This window comes from Streptomyces sp. P9-A4, assembly GCF_036634195.1.
GTDB lineage: Bacteria > Actinomycetota > Actinomycetes > Streptomycetales > Streptomycetaceae > Streptomyces.
Genome location: NZ_JAZIFY010000001.1, coordinates 4,422,940 through 4,437,018, shown reverse-complemented (window position 1 = coordinate 4,437,018; position 14,079 = coordinate 4,422,940). Strand labels below are relative to the sequence as shown.

At 69.4% G+C, this 14,079-nt stretch carries 13 protein-coding genes; 1 reads left to right on the top strand and 12 read right to left on the bottom strand.

What is annotated here, in order from left to right:
* Nucleotides 1-3: 3 nt before the first annotated feature.
* The 12 genes from nuoL to V4Y03_RS19975 are packed head-to-tail and all read right to left on the bottom strand — an operon-like array spanning nt 4 to nt 12,527.
* Complete coding sequence (gene nuoL / locus V4Y03_RS20030) at nt 4-1,896, bottom strand: NADH-quinone oxidoreductase subunit L (RefSeq protein ID WP_332435816.1); 1,893 nt, start codon at nt 1,894-1,896, stop codon at nt 4-6.
* A gap of 10 nt (nt 1,897-1,906) precedes the next feature.
* Nucleotides 1,907-2,206, bottom strand: a complete 300-nt coding sequence (nuoK, locus tag V4Y03_RS20025; RefSeq protein WP_137302926.1) for an NADH-quinone oxidoreductase subunit NuoK — start codon at nt 2,204-2,206, stop codon at nt 1,907-1,909.
* Nucleotides 2,203-3,045 carry an NADH-quinone oxidoreductase subunit J gene (locus tag V4Y03_RS20020; RefSeq protein ID WP_332435815.1) on the bottom strand — a complete coding sequence of 281 codons (843 nt, stop codon included), beginning with the start codon at nt 3,043-3,045 and terminating at the stop codon, nt 2,203-2,205. Before V4Y03_RS20020 ends, nuoK begins: the two co-directional genes overlap by 4 nt.
* The gene (nuoI, locus tag V4Y03_RS20015) at nt 3,042-3,620 is read right to left on the bottom strand and encodes an NADH-quinone oxidoreductase subunit NuoI (RefSeq protein WP_317873595.1); all 579 of its coding nucleotides are present in this window, start codon (nt 3,618-3,620) and stop codon (nt 3,042-3,044) included. The genes V4Y03_RS20020 and nuoI overlap by 4 nt, the downstream gene beginning before the upstream one ends.
* On the bottom strand, nt 3,613-4,974 hold the full coding sequence (gene nuoH, locus V4Y03_RS20010; RefSeq protein WP_332435814.1) for an NADH-quinone oxidoreductase subunit NuoH: 1,362 nt from the start codon (nt 4,972-4,974) through the stop codon (nt 3,613-3,615). The genes nuoI and nuoH overlap by 8 nt, the downstream gene beginning before the upstream one ends.
* The gene (locus V4Y03_RS20005; protein WP_332435813.1) at nt 4,971-7,463 is read right to left on the bottom strand and encodes an NADH-quinone oxidoreductase subunit G; all 2,493 of its coding nucleotides are present in this window, start codon (nt 7,461-7,463) and stop codon (nt 4,971-4,973) included. The genes nuoH and V4Y03_RS20005 overlap by 4 nt, the downstream gene beginning before the upstream one ends.
* Complete coding sequence (gene nuoF / locus V4Y03_RS20000) at nt 7,460-8,812, bottom strand: NADH-quinone oxidoreductase subunit NuoF (RefSeq protein ID WP_317875144.1); 1,353 nt, start codon at nt 8,810-8,812, stop codon at nt 7,460-7,462. Before nuoF ends, V4Y03_RS20005 begins: the two co-directional genes overlap by 4 nt.
* The gene (nuoE, locus tag V4Y03_RS19995; RefSeq protein ID WP_332435812.1) at nt 8,809-9,549 is read right to left on the bottom strand and encodes an NADH-quinone oxidoreductase subunit NuoE; all 741 of its coding nucleotides are present in this window, start codon (nt 9,547-9,549) and stop codon (nt 8,809-8,811) included. Before nuoE ends, nuoF begins: the two co-directional genes overlap by 4 nt.
* A complete protein-coding gene (locus tag V4Y03_RS19990) occupies nt 9,546-10,868 on the bottom strand; it encodes an NADH-quinone oxidoreductase subunit D (RefSeq protein WP_317875146.1) in 1,323 nt (440 codons plus the stop codon). The genes nuoE and V4Y03_RS19990 overlap by 4 nt, the downstream gene beginning before the upstream one ends.
* Entirely contained in the window at nt 10,868-11,599 is a 732-nt protein-coding gene (locus tag V4Y03_RS19985) for an NADH-quinone oxidoreductase subunit C (RefSeq protein WP_332435811.1), read from the bottom strand. The genes V4Y03_RS19990 and V4Y03_RS19985 overlap by 1 nt, the downstream gene beginning before the upstream one ends.
* Entirely contained in the window at nt 11,596-12,150 is a 555-nt protein-coding gene (locus tag V4Y03_RS19980) for a NuoB/complex I 20 kDa subunit family protein (protein ID WP_024756031.1), read from the bottom strand. Before V4Y03_RS19980 ends, V4Y03_RS19985 begins: the two co-directional genes overlap by 4 nt.
* A 17-nt stretch (nt 12,151-12,167) precedes the next feature.
* Nucleotides 12,168-12,527, bottom strand: a complete 360-nt coding sequence (locus V4Y03_RS19975; protein ID WP_019888619.1) for an NADH-quinone oxidoreductase subunit A — start codon at nt 12,525-12,527, stop codon at nt 12,168-12,170.
* A gap of 669 nt (nt 12,528-13,196) precedes the next feature.
* Here V4Y03_RS19975 and V4Y03_RS19970 point away from each other — a divergent pair.
* Nucleotides 13,197-14,078, top strand: a complete 882-nt coding sequence (locus V4Y03_RS19970) for a C40 family peptidase (protein ID WP_332435810.1) — start codon at nt 13,197-13,199, stop codon at nt 14,076-14,078.
* Nucleotide 14,079: the final 1 nt, after the last annotated feature.

Here is a 14,079-nt window from a genome sequence, read left to right as displayed (position 1 = left end):
GAGTTACACCGCCCTCATCAGCAGGGTCGCGGCGATCAGCACCGCCGTACCTCCGAACATGGAGACCGCGTACGAGCGGGCGTAGCCGTTCTGGAGCTTGCGCAGCCGGCCGGAGAGTCCGCCGACGCCGGCCGCGGTGCCGTTGACCACGCCGTCGACCAGGGAGTGGTCGACATAGACCAGCGAGCGGGTCAGGTGGGTGCCGCCGGTGACGAAGACGGCGTGGTTGAAGTCGTCCTGGAGGAGGTCGCGGCGGGCGGCCCTGGTGAGGAGCGAGCCGCGCGGGGCGACCACCGGGACGGGCTTGCGTCCGTACTGGAGGTAGGCGAGGCCGACGCCGATCACCATGACGGCGACGGTGGCGGTGGTGACGGCGGCGGCGCTGAGCGGCGAGTGGCCGTGTTCGAAGCCGGTGACCGGCTCCAGCCATTCGACGAACCCGGCGAACTCGAAGAACGCGCCTCCGGCGACCGAGCCGACGGCCAGCAGGACCATCGGGATGACCATGGACCTGGGCGACTCGTGCGGGTGCGGCTCGTGGCCTTCGGCGTCCGGCTGCCAGCGCTTCTCGCCGAAGAAGGTCATCAGCATCACGCGGGTCATGTAGTACGCGGTGATGGCCGCGCCCAGCAGGGTGACCGAGCCGAGGATCCAGCCCTCGGCGCCGCCCTTGGCGAAGGCAGCCTCGATGATCTTGTCCTTGGAGAAGAAGCCGGACAGGCCGGGGAAGCCGATGATCGCGAGGTAGCCGAGGCCGAAGGTGACGAAGGTGACCGGCATGTACTTCCGCAGGCCGCCGTACTTCCGCATGTCGACCTCGTCGTTCATGCCGTGCATGACCGAACCGGCGCCGAGGAAGAGCCCGGCCTTGAAGAAGCCGTGGGTCACCAGGTGCATGATCGCGAAGACGTAGCCGATGGGGCCGAGGCCGGCCGCCAGGATCATGTAGCCGATCTGCGACATCGTCGAGCCTGCGAGGGCCTTCTTGATGTCGTCCTTGGCGCAACCGACGATCGCACCGAAGAGGAGCGTGACCGCTCCGACCACGGTGACGACGAGCTGGGCGTCCGGGGCGGCGTTGAAGATGTCGGCGGAGCGGACGATCAGATAGACACCGGCGGTCACCATCGTGGCCGCGTGGATGAGGGCCGAGACCGGGGTCGGGCCCTCCATCGCGTCCCCGAGCCAGGACTGCAGCGGCACCTGGGCCGACTTGCCGCAGGCGGCGAGGAGCAGCATCAGACCGATCGCGGTCATCTTGCCCTCGGAGGCCTCGCCGGTCGCCCCGAGCACCGGGCCGAAGGCGAAGGTGCCGAAGGTGGTGAACATGATCATGATGGCGATGGAGAGGCCCATGTCGCCGACCCGGTTGACCAGGAAGGCCTTCTTCGCGGCGGTCGCCGCGCTGGGCTTGTGCTGCCAGAAGCCGATCAGGAGGTACGAGGCGAGGCCGACGCCCTCCCAGCCGAAGTACAGGAGCAGGTAGTTGTCGGCGAGGACGAGCAGGAGCATCGCCGCGACGAACAGGTTGAGGTAGCCGAAGAAGCGGCGGCGGCGCTCGTCGTGCTCCATGTAGCCGATGGAGTAGACGTGGATGAGCGTGCCGACCCCGGTGATCAGCAGGACGAAGGTCATCGACAGCTGGTCGAGCTGGAAGGCCATGTCCGCCTGGAAGCCCTCGACGGGGATCCAGGTGTAGAGCTTCTGGTACAGGGCCCGGTCGTCCGCGCTCTTGCCGAGCATGTCGGCGAAGAGCGCCAGACCGATCGCGAACGAGACGCCCGCGAGGAGCGTGCCGAGCCAGTGCCCGTACCTGTCGAGCCGCCGCCCGCCGAGGAGCAGCACCGCCGCGCCGAGCAGGGGCGCCCCGATGAGCAGCGCAATGAGATTTTCCACGGTCAGCCCCTCACAGCTTCATCAGGCTGGCGTCGTCGACCGAGGCCGAGTGGCGGGCACGGAAGACGGACACGATGATCGCGAGCCCGACGACGACCTCCGCGGCGGCGACGACCATCGTGAAGAACGCGATGATCTGGCCGTCGAGGTTGCCGTGCATGCGGGAGAAGGTGACGAACGCGAGGTTGCAGGCGTTGAGCATGAGCTCGACGCACATGAAGACCACGATCGCGTTGCGCCGGATCAGTACCCCGGTCGCGCCGATGGTGAACAGCAGGGCGGCGAGGTACAGGTAGTTGACGGGGTTCACCGGGTGGCCTCCTCTTCGTCCCGGTCCCGGCCGAGCCGCTCCTCGGAGCGCTGCTCCAGGGCCTTGAGGTCGGCCAGCGCCTCGGTGGACACGTCGCGGATCTGGCCCCGCTTGCGCAGGGTCTGCATGACGGTGAGCTCCGACGGGGTGCCGTCGGGCAGCAGACCGGCGATGTCCACGGCGTTGTGCCGGGCGTAGACGCCGGGGGCGGGCAGCGGCGGCACGTGCGTGCCCTCGCGTACGCGCTGCTCGGCGAGTTCGCGCTGGGTGCGCGCCTTCTCGGTGCGCTCGCGGTGGGTGAGCACCATCGCGCCGACGGCGGCGGTGATGAGCAGCGCGCCGGTGATCTCGAAGGCGAAGACGTACTTGGTGAAGATGAGGGCGGCGAGGCCCTCGACGTTTCCGCCGCGCGCGCTGTTGGCGGCGCCGAGTCCGGTGAACTCCGTCAGCGAGGCGTTGCCGATGCCGGCGGCGAGCAGGACGCCGAAGCCGAGTCCGCAGAGGACGGCCCACCAGCGCTGACCCTTGATGGTCTCCTTCAGCGAGTCCGCGGCCGTGACACCGACCAGCATGACGACGAAGAGGAAGAGCATCATGATCGCGCCGGTGTAGACGACGATCTGGACGATGCCGAGGAAGTACGCCCCGTTGGCCAGGTAGAAGACCGCGAGGATGATCATGGTTCCGGCGAGGCAGAGCGCCGAGTGGACGGCCCGCCTCATCAGGATCGTGCAGAGGGCGCCGATGACGGCGACGGTGCCGAGGACCCAGAACTGGAAGGCCTCGCCCGAAGAGGTCCCGGCAGAGAGTGTCACTGCGGCCGCGAGGTTGGCGCTCATGCGTCCACCTCTTCCGGCTCGCCCGTCTCTCCCTTGGACACGGCGACCTGGCGGACGGTGCCGGGAGCGGCCTCCTCGACCAGACCCCGGTAGTAGTCCGTCTCGGTCATGCCGGGGAAGATCGCGTGCGGGGTGTCGACCATGGTGTCCTCAAGGCCCGCGAGGAGCTGTTCCTTGGTGTAGATCAGGTTCTCGCGGGAGGAGTCGGCCAGTTCGAACTCGTTGGTCATCGTCAGCGCCCGGGTGGGGCAGGCCTCGATGCACAGCCCGCACAGGATGCAGCGGGCGTAGTTGATCTGGTAGACGCGGCCGTAGCGCTCGCCGGGCGAGTAGCGCTCCTCGTCGGTGTTGTCCGCGCCCTCCACGTAGATGGCGTCGGCGGGACAGGCCCAGGCGCACAGCTCGCAGCCGATGCACTTCTCCAGGCCGTCGGGGTGACGGTTGAGCTGGTGCCGGCCGTGGAAGCGGGGCGCCGTCGTCTTCTGCTGCTCCGGGTACTGCTCGGTCAGCCGCTTCTTGAACATGGCCTTGAAGGTCACGCCGAAGCCGGCCACCGGATTCTGGAAGTCAGACACCGTCCGACTCCTTTCCCTCACTCGCAATGGCAGTGTCGGAGGCCCCGCTGACCACGAGGTCCCGGTCGTGCCGCGGCCTGCGCCGGGGCACGGGCGGCAGGGACTGTCCGGGCTTGGGCGGTACGGGGAAGCCGCCGGCCATCGGGTCGAAGGCGCGCTCCTCGGCGGGTCCGGCGGCGGTCGCCTTCCCCTTCCGGTCGCGGAACACGTCGATCACGAAGGAGAGCAGCAGCAGTCCGAGGACGGCTCCGGCGACGTACAGGACGATGTTGGTGAAGGCGATGTTCTCGTTCCGCAGCGCCCGGACGGTGGCGACCAGCATCAGCCAGACCACGGAGACCGGGATGAGGACCTTCCAGCCGAGCTTCATCAGCTGGTCGTAGCGGACGCGGGGCAGGGTGCCGCGGAGCCAGATGAAGAAGAACAGCAGCAGCTGCACCTTGATGACGAACCAGAGCATCGGCCACCAGCCGTGGTTCGCGCCCTCCCAGAAGGTGGAGATCGGGTACGGGGCCCGCCAGCCGCCCAGGAAGAGGGTCACCGAAACGGCCGAGACCGTCACCATGTTCACGTACTCGGCGAGCATGAACATCGCGAACTTGATGGAGGAGTACTCGGTGTTGAAGCCGCCGACGAGGTCGCCCTCGGACTCCGGCATGTCGAAGGGGGCGCGGTTGGTCTCGCCGACCATCGTGACGATGTAGATGATGAACGAGACCGGCAGCAGGATGATGAACCAGCGGTCCGCCTGCGCCTCGACGATCTTCGAGGTCGACATCGACCCGGAGTAGAGGAAGACGGAGGCGAAGGCGGCGCCCATGGCGATCTCGTACGAGATCATCTGCGCGCAGGAGCGGAGGCCGCCGAGCAGCGGGTACGTGGATCCGGAGGACCAGCCGGCGAGGACGATGCCGTAGATGCCGACGGAGGCGATCGCGAGGACGTACAGCATCGCGATCGGCAGGTCGGTGAGCTGCATCGCGGTGCGGTGGCCGAAGATCGAGACCTCGTTGCCGGCCGGGCCGAAGGGGATCACGGCGATCGCCATGAACGCGGGGGCGGCGGCGATGATCGGCGCGAGGATGTAGACGACCTTGTCGGCCTTCTTGACGACCACGTCCTCCTTGAGCATCAGCTTGATGCCGTCCGCGAGGGACTGGAGGAGGCCCCAGGGGCCGTGCCGGTTGGGGCCGATGCGCAGCTGCATCCAGGCGACGACCTTGCGCTCCCACACGATGGAGAAGAGCACCGTGATCATCAGGAAGGCGAAGCAGAAGACGGCCTTGATCAGGACGAGCCACCAGGGGTCCGTGCCGAACATGGACAGGTCTTCAGCGGCGAGCGGCGTGGTCATGCCTGCACCTCCGTGACATCGACGGGGCTCGGGGTCGCCGGGCCGATGCGGACCGGGTCGCCCGGGTGGGCGCCGGTGTCGGAGAGGACGCCCCGGCCGGCCGAGTTCAGCGGGACCCAGACGACCCGGTCGGGCATCTCGGTGACCTGGAGCGGGAAGGCGACGGAGCCCGCGGGGCCGGTGACTTCGAGGAGGTCGCCGTCCTTGACGCCGGTGTCGGCGGCGGTGGCGGCGGAGAGCCGGGCGACGGCCGCGTGCCGGGTTCCGGCGAGTGCGGTGTCGCCCTCCTGGAGCCGGCCGAGGTCGAGCAGCATCCGGTGTCCGGCGAGGACGGCCTCGCCGTCGCCGGGCCGGGCCGCGGCCTGGCCCGGCTCGCTGGGCTCGGAGGCCCGCTCGTCGGTCCAGCCTGCGAGCCGGTCGAGTTCCCGGCGTACGGCCCTGAGGTCGGGCAGGCCCAGGTGGGCGTCGAGGGCGTCGGCGAGCATGTGGAGCACGCGGGCGTCGGTCGGCGGGAGCGGCCGGGTCATCTGCTCGGGCTTGAGCGCGGCCTCGAACATCCGGGCCCTGCCCTCCCAGTTGAGGAAGGTGCCGGGCTTCTCGGCAACGGCGGCGACCGGCAGGACGATGTCGGCGCGTGCGGTGACCTCGCTGGGGCGCAGCTCCAGGGAGACGACGAAGGCCGCGTCCAGGGCTTCGCGCGCGCGTGCCGGGTCGGGCAGGTCGGAGACCCCGACGGCGCCGACGAGCAGGGCGGCGAGTTCGCCGGTGGCGGCGGCCTCGACGATCTGGCCGGTGTCGCGGCCGTAGCCGTGCGGGAGTTCGCGGACGCCCCAGACGGCGGCGACCTCCTCCCGGGCGCGCGGGTGGGTCGCGGGCCGGCCGCCGGGGAGCAGCGCGGGGAGCGCTCCGGCCTCGACGGCTCCGCGTTCGCCGGAGCGGCGCGGGATCCAGACGAGCCGGGCGCCGGTGGCGGCCGAGGCGCGCAGGGCGGCGGTCAGTGCGCCGGGGACGCCGGCGAGGCGTTCGCCGACGGCGAGGACGGAGCCTTCCTGGCGGAGGGCCTCGGCGGCGGCGAGTCCGTCGCCTTCGAGGCCGACCCGGGAGGTGAGGGCGTCGAGCCATTCGGTCTCGGTGCCGGGGGCGGCGGCCAGCAGGGTGCCGCCGGCCTTCTCCAGGCCGCGGGTGGCGAAGGAGGCGACGGCGTAGGTCTTCTGGCCGTGCTTGCGCCAGGCCTTGCGGAGCCGCAGGAAGACGCCGGGGGCCTCCTCCTCGGATTCCAGGCCGACGAGGAGGACGGCGGGGGCGGCTTCGAGCGAGGTGTACGTGACACCGCTGCCGTCGAGGTCCCGGCCGCGTCCGGCGACGGCGGAGGCCAGGAAGTCGGCCTCCTCGCCGGAGTGGATCCGGGCCCGGAAGTCGATGTCGTGGGTGTCGAGGGCGACGCGGGCGAACTTGGCGTACGCGTAGGAGTCCTCGACGGTCAGCCTGCCGCCGGCGAGGACGCCGGTACGGCCGCGGACGAGGCCGCGGGCGGCGGCCTCCAGGGCCTCCGGCCAGGAGGCCGGCACCAGTTCACCGGTGTCGGTGTTGCGGACCAGCGGGGTGGTGAGCCGGTCGCGCTGCTGGGCGTACCGGAAGCCGAAGCGGCCCTTGTCGCAGATCCACTCCTCGTTGACCTCCGGGTCGTCGGCGGCGAGCCGCCGCATGACCTTGCCCCGGCGGTGGTCGGTGCGGGTGGCGCAGCCGCCGGCGCACTGCTCGCACACCGACGGCGAGGAGACCAGGTCGAAGGGGCGGGAGCGGAAGCGATAGGCGGCCGAGGTGAGGGCGCCGACCGGGCAGATCTGGATGGTGTTGCCGGAGAAGTACGACTCGAAGGGGTCGCCCTCGCCGGTGCCGACCTGCTGGAGGGCGCCGCGCTCGATGAGTTCGATCATCGGGTCGCCTGCGACCTGGTTGGAGAAGCGGGTGCAGCGGGCGCAGAGCACGCAGCGTTCGCGGTCCAGCAGGACCTGGGTCGAGATCGGGATCGGCTTCTCGTAGGTGCGCTTGACGCCCTCGAAGCGGGACTCGGCCTGCCCGTGGGACATGGCCTGGTTCTGCAGGGGGCACTCGCCGCCCTTGTCGCAGACCGGGCAGTCCAGCGGGTGGTTGACGAGCAGCAGCTCCATCACGCCGTGCTGGGCCTTCTCGGCGACGGGGCTGGTCAGCTGCGACTTCACCACCATGCCGTCGGTGCAGGTGATGGTGCAGGAGGCCATCGGCTTGCGCTGGCCCTCGACCTCGACGATGCACTGGCGGCAGGCGCCCGCGGGGTCGAGGAGGGGGTGGTCGCAGAAGCGCGGGATCTCGATGCCGAGCTGCTCGGCGGCGCGGATGACCAGGGTCCCCTTGGGGACGGAGATCTCGATGCCGTCGATGGTCAGCGTGACCAGGTCCGCGGGCGGTACCGGTGCGCCGCCGCTGGGGGTGGACGCGATGACGGTCATGCGGTCACCTCCTTGTGGTTGTCCGCCCAGGCGGTCGACTTGGCCGGGTCGAAGGGGCAGCCCCGGCCGGTGATGTGCTGCTCGTACTCCTCGCGGAAGTACTTGAGCGAGGAGAAGATCGGCGAGGCGGCGCCGTCGCCGAGGGCGCAGAACGACTTGCCGTTGATGTTGTCGGCGATGTCGTTGAGCTTGTCGAGGTCGGACAGCTTGCCCTTGCCGGCCTCGATGTCGCGGAGCAACTGGACGAGCCAGTACGTGCCTTCGCGGCAGGGCGTGCACTTGCCGCAGGACTCGTGGGCGTAGAACTCGGTCCAGCGGGTGACGGCCCGGACGACGCAGGTGGTCTCGTCGAAGCACTGGAGCGCCTTGGTGCCGAGCATCGATCCGGCGGCGCCGACGCCCTCGTAGTCGAGGGGCACGTCGAGGTGCTCGTCGGTGAACATGGGGGTGGAGGAGCCGCCGGGGGTCCAGAACTTGAGGCGGTGGCCGGGGCGCATGCCGCCGCTCATGTCGAGGAGCTGGCGCAGGGTGATGCCGAGCGGGGCCTCGTACTGGCCGGGCGAGGAGACGTGCCCGGAGAGCGAGTACAGCGTGAAGCCCGGGGACTTCTCGCTGCCCATCGAGGTGAACCACTCCTTGCCCCGGTTGAGGATCGCGGGAACGGACGCGATGGACTCGACGTTGTTCACCACAGTGGGGCAGGCGTACAGACCGGCGACCGCGGGGAAGGGCGGGCGCAGCCGGGGCTGGCCGCGGCGCCCTTCGAGCGAGTCGAGGAGGGCGGTCTCCTCGCCGCAGATGTACGCGCCGGCGCCGGCGTGCACGGTGAGTTCGAGGTCGAGGCCGCTGCCGAGGATGTCCCGGCCGAGGTAGCCGGCGGCGTAGGCCTCGCGGACGGCCTCGTGGAGGCGGCGGAGCACGGGGACGACCTCGCCGCGCAGGTAGATGAACGCGTGCTCGGAGCGGATCGCGTAGCAGGCGATGATCATTCCCTCGATGAGGGAGTGCGGGTTGGCGAAGAGGAGGGGGATGTCCTTGCAGGTGCCGGGCTCGGACTCGTCGGCGTTGACGACGAGGTAGTGGGGCTTGCCGTCGCCCTGCGGGATGAACTGCCACTTCATGCCGGTGGGGAAGCCCGCGCCGCCCCGGCCGCGGAGGCCGGATTCCTTGACGTAGGCGATGAGGTCGTCGGGGCTCATCGCGAGGGCGCGCCTGAGTCCCTGGTAGCCCTCGTGTCGCTCGTAGGTCTCCAGGGTCCAGGAGTCTGGCTGGTCCCAGAAGGCCGAGAGGACCGGGGCGAGGAGCTTCTCGGGGCTGCTGTTGTTGATCTCGGCGGCCAAGGTCATCACTCCCCCTCCTGACCGGAGGTCTCACCGCGCGGGTGGACGATTCGGTGGTGCGGCTGCTCGCCCTTGGCGAGACGGAGTCCGACAAGGGAGGCGGGGCCCGCGCCGCCGGTGGCCTCGACGGCGCCGGGGCGCTCGTCGGGGAAGCCGGCGAGGATGCGGGCGGTCTCCTTGAAGGTGCAGAGCGGGGCGCCGCGGGTGGGTTCGACGGTCCGGCCGGCGCGCAGGTCGTCCACCATCTTCTTGGCGGACTCGGGGGTCTGGTTGTCGAAGAACTCCCAGTTGACCATCACCACGGGGGCGAAGTCGCAGGCGGCGTTGCACTCGATGTGCTCAAGGGTGATCTTGCCGTCTTCGGTCGTCTCGTCGTTGCCGACCGCGAGGTGCTGTTTGAGCTCCTCGAAGATGGCGTCGCCGCCCATGACCGCGCAGAGCGTGTTGGTGCAGACGCCGACCTGGTAGTCGCCGGAGGGCTTGCGCCGGTACATCGTGTAGAAGGTGGCGACGGCGGTGACCTCGGCGGTGGTGAGGCCGAGGGTCTCGGCGCAGAACGCCATGCCGGTACGGGTCACATGGCCCTCCTCCGACTGCACGAGGTGCAGCATCGGCAGGAGCGCGGAGCGGGAGTCCGGGTAGCGGTCGATGATCGCCCGCGCGTCGGCGGTGAGGCGGGCGTGGACGTCGGCCGGGTAGGCGGGTGCGGGAAGTCGGGGCATCCCGAGGCTTACGTTCTCCGTCATCGGTCGACGCCTCCCATGACCGGGTCGATGGAGGCTACGGCGACGATGACATCGGCGACCTGGCCGCCCTCGCACATCGCCGCCATGGCCTGGAGGTTGGTGAAGGACGGATCACGGAAGTGGACCCGGAAGGGGCGGGTGCCGCCGTCGGAGACGACGTGCACGCCGAGTTCGCCCTTGGGCGACTCGACGGCCGCGTAGGCCTGCCCGGCGGGGACCCGGAAGCCCTCGGTGACCAGCTTGAAGTGGTGGATCAGGGCCTCCATGGAGGTGCCCATGATCTTCTTGATGTGGTCGGTGGAGTTGCCGAGTCCGTCGGCGCCGAGGGCGAGCTGCGCGGGCCAGGCGATCTTCTTGTCGCCGACCATGACGTCGCCCGGCTCCAGGCGGTCGAGGCACTGCTCGACGATCCGGAGGGACTGGCGCATCTCCTCCAGGCGGACGAGGAAGCGTCCGTAGGAGTCGCAGCTGTCGGCGGTCGGGACCTCGAAGTCGTAGTTCTCGTAGCCGCAGTACGGGTCGGTCTTGCGCAGGTCGTGCGGGAGGCCCGCCGAGCGCAGGATCGGTCCGGTGGCGCCGAGCGCCATGCAGCCGGTGAGGTCGAGGTAGCCGACGTCCTGCATGCGGGCCTTGAAGATGGGGTTGCCGGTGGCGAGCTTGTCGTACTCCGGCAGGTTCTTCCTCATGGTCTTCACGAACTCGCGGACGGCGTCGACGGCGCCGGGCGGGAGGTCCTGGGCGAGGCCGCCGGGGCGGATGAACGCGTGGTTCATGCGCAGGCCGGTGATCAGCTCGTACAGGTCCAGGATCATCTCGCGGTCCCGGAAGCCGTAGATCATGATCGTGGTGGCGCCCAGCTCCATGCCGCCGGTGGCGATGCACACCAGGTGGGAGGAGAGCCGGTTCAGCTCCATCAGCAGGACGCGGATGATGCTGGCGCGGTCCGGGATCTGGTCGGTGATGCCGAGCAGCTTCTCCACGCCGAGGCAGTACGCCGTCTCGTTGTAGAACGAGGTGAGGTAGTCCATGCGCGTGACGAAGGTGGTGCCCTGCGTCCAGGTCCGGTACTCGAGGTTCTTCTCGATGCCGGTGTGGAGGTAGCCGATGCCGCAGCGGGCCTCGGTGACGGTCTCGCCGTCGATCTCCAGGATGAGCCGGAGCACGCCGTGGGTGGACGGGTGCTGGGGGCCCATGTTGACGATGATGCGCTCGTCGTCGGCCTTGGCGGCGGACTGGACGACCTCTTCCCAGTCGCCGCCGGTCACCGTGTAGACGGCGCCTTCTGTCGTCTCTCGGGGAGACGCGTGGGACGTGGACATCAGCTGTACGACCTCCGCTGGTCCGGAGCCGGGATCTGGGCGCCCTTGTACTCGACGGCGATGCCGCCGAGGGGGTAGTCCTTGCGCTGCGGGTGGCCCTGCCAGTCGTCCGGCATCATGATCCGGGTGAGGGCGGGGTGGCCGTCGAAGACGATGCCGAAGAAGTCGTACGTCTCGCGCTCGTGCCAGTCGTTCGTCGGGTAGACGGCGACCAGGGACGGGATGTGCGGGTCGGCGTCGGGCGCCGAGACCTCCAGGCGCAGCAGCCGGCCGTGGGTGAGCGAACGCAGGTGGTAGACGGCGTGCAGCTCGCGGCCCTTGTCGTCCGGGTAGTGGACGCCGGAGACGCCGGTGCAGAGCTCGAAGCGGAGCGCCGGGTCGTCGCGGAGGGTACGGGCGACGCGGACGAGGTGCTCGCGCTCGATGTGGAAGGTGAGCTCGCCGCGGTCGACGACGGTCCTCTCGATGGCGTTGTCCGGGAGGAGTCCCTGCTCCTCCAGGGCGCCTTCGAGTTCGTCGGCGACCTCGTCGAACCAGCCGCCGTAGGGGCGGGAGGCCGGTCCGGGGAGCCGGATCGAGCGGACGAGGCCGCCGTAGCCGGAGGTGTCGCCGCCGTTGTTGGCGCCGAACATGCCGCGCTGGACGCGGACCTCCTCGCCGTGTTCCCCGCGCTGCCCCGGCAGGTTCTGCGTGCTGAGGTCCTTCTCGGGGTTGGGTGTCTCGTCGCTCACCGGAGAAGTCCCTTCAGTTCGATGGTCGGCAGCGCCTTGAGCGCCGCCTCCTCCGCCTCCCGGGCCGCCTCTTCGGCGTTCACGCCGAGCTTGGAGGTCTGGATCTTCTGGTGGAGCTTGAGGATCGCGTCGAGCAGCATCTCCGGGCGCGGCGGGCAGCCGGGCAGGTAGATGTCGACCGGCACGATGTGGTCGACGCCCTGGACGATCGCGTAGTTGTTGAACATGCCGCCCGAGGAGGCGCAGACGCCCATGGAGATGACCCACTTGGGGTTGGGCATCTGGTCGTAGACCTGCCTCAGGACGGGCGCCATCTTCTGGCTGACCCGGCCGGCGACGATCATCAGGTCGGCCTGGCGCGGCGAGCCGCGGAAGACCTCCATGCCGAAGCGGGCCAGGTCGTACCGGCCGGCTCCGGTGGTCATCATCTCGATGGCGCAGCAGGCGAGGCCGAAGGTCGCGGGGAACACGGACGCCTTGCGCACCCAGCCCGCGGCCTGTTCGACCGTCGTCAGCAGAAAGCCGCTCGGGAGTTTCTCTTCGAGTCCCATAGGTGCCCCTCAGCCCCTCAGTCCCATTCCAGGCCGCCGCGACGCCACACGTAGGCGTAGGCGACGAAGACGGTGAGCACGAAGAGCAGCATCTCCACGAGCCCGAAAAGCCCCAGGGCGTCGAAGGTGACGGCCCAGGGGTAGAGGAAGACGATCTCGATGTCGAAGACGATGAAGAGCATCGCCGTCAGGTAGTACTTGATCGGGAAGCGACCGCCTCCGGCGGGAGTGGGCGTCGGCTCGATGCCGCACTCGTACGCCTCAAGTTTTGCCCTGTTGTACCGCTTTGGCCCGATAAGCGTGGCCATGACCACGGAGAAGATCGCAAACCCCGCACCCAGGGCACCGAGCACGAGGACGGGCGCGTACGCATTCACGCTCCTCGCTCCTTCCAGTCGTCCTTGACCGTTGGACCGCACGGCCGGAGTGAAAGATCGCCCCCATGTGAGGCAGTTCACAAGCCCGGCTGCCCCGCATCTTATGCCCGCCCCTCTGTGATCTGCGACACGGGGTACAGCAACGACTTTGTGATCTCCACCACCTGACGAAGGATCATGAAGTCGGATGAGCGGTGATCTTGTTGCGCGAAGCGCCCAGGTGATCACCAGATGTGACATCCGGACCGGAAATCGCTGATCGGAGGGGGTGTCGCTCTATCAAGTGATGGCCACTACAAGCAAATTGGTGATGGACGCGTACGGGTGATAGAGGAACCGTCCGTCGCCCGGTCGGGGGGTCCGGCGTACGGGGGTGGACGCGTGCGCGCTTTCACGAGCGTTCGTGAGACGGGGGTGTGACCTGCACCACACCGCGAAGGTCACGAAAAAAGCGGGGCTTGGCCATCGGCGTCAAGAGGTGGTAAGCGTCGGGCAATTCGGACGTTTCAATGAAAACCCGTGATCAAGGCCCGGATGGGTCGCGCCCGATTTGCCCGTTACGGCGTCAATAAGGGCGCCACGGAAGCGGATTCGCGGGTTCCAAACGTAACTGTGGCGCAACCCACGTTTCTTGAAGGGAACCCTGAAGCCCTGATAGCGGTTGTTCCCATGTCCCACACCGCTCACATACCCAGCCACCGGAAGCCCCGCCGCAGCGCCTCGAAGCTCGCGCTGCGAGCCGGAGTTGCCGGTGGCGTCCTCGGCACCATCGCGGTGGCCGGTGCTGCCGGGCCGGCCTCGGCCGAGCCGGTGACCGAGACCATCGAAATGCCCACCCTCGGCTCGCTCGACGCCGGCACGGGCCTCGCCAGTGCCGTCGCCGCCTCCGCCGAGGCCTCCCAGCAGGAGGCTCTCGACCAGAGCCTCGCCACGCAGGAGAACACGGCCCTCCTCAAGGCCTCCCAGGAGGCCAAGAAGGCCAAGGCCGAGGCCGACCGCAAGGCCGCCGCCGAGAAGGCCGAGAAGGCCCGCCTCAAGGCCGAGCAGGAGCGCCGGGAGGCCGCGGAGCGCGCCTCCCGCGACAACGCGCGCACCCAGCTCTCCACCACGTCCACGGGCTCGTCGAACGACAGCGGCTCGTCCTCGGACAGCGGCTCCTCGGCCGGCGGCAGCGAGAGCACCACGCAGGCGCCCTCCGGCTCCGCCGCCGCGATCGTGGCCTTCGCCCGTGCCCAGATCGGCGACTCGTACGTCATGGGCGGCACCGGCCCCAACTCCTGGGACTGCTCCGGCCTCGTCCAGGCCGCCTACCGCGAGGCCGGCATCGACCTGCCCCGCATCTCCGGCGACCAGTCGAGCAGGGGCACCTCGGTCTCCCTGAGCAACCTCCAGCCGGGCGACATCCTCTACTGGGGCAGCCGCAGCGGTTCGTACCACGTGGCCATCTACGTGGGTGGCGGCAAGTACGTCGGCGCGCAGAACCCCTCGACGGGCGTCGTCGAGCGCTCCCTGGACTGGGACACCCCCTCGGGCGCCGTCCGCATCCTCTGAT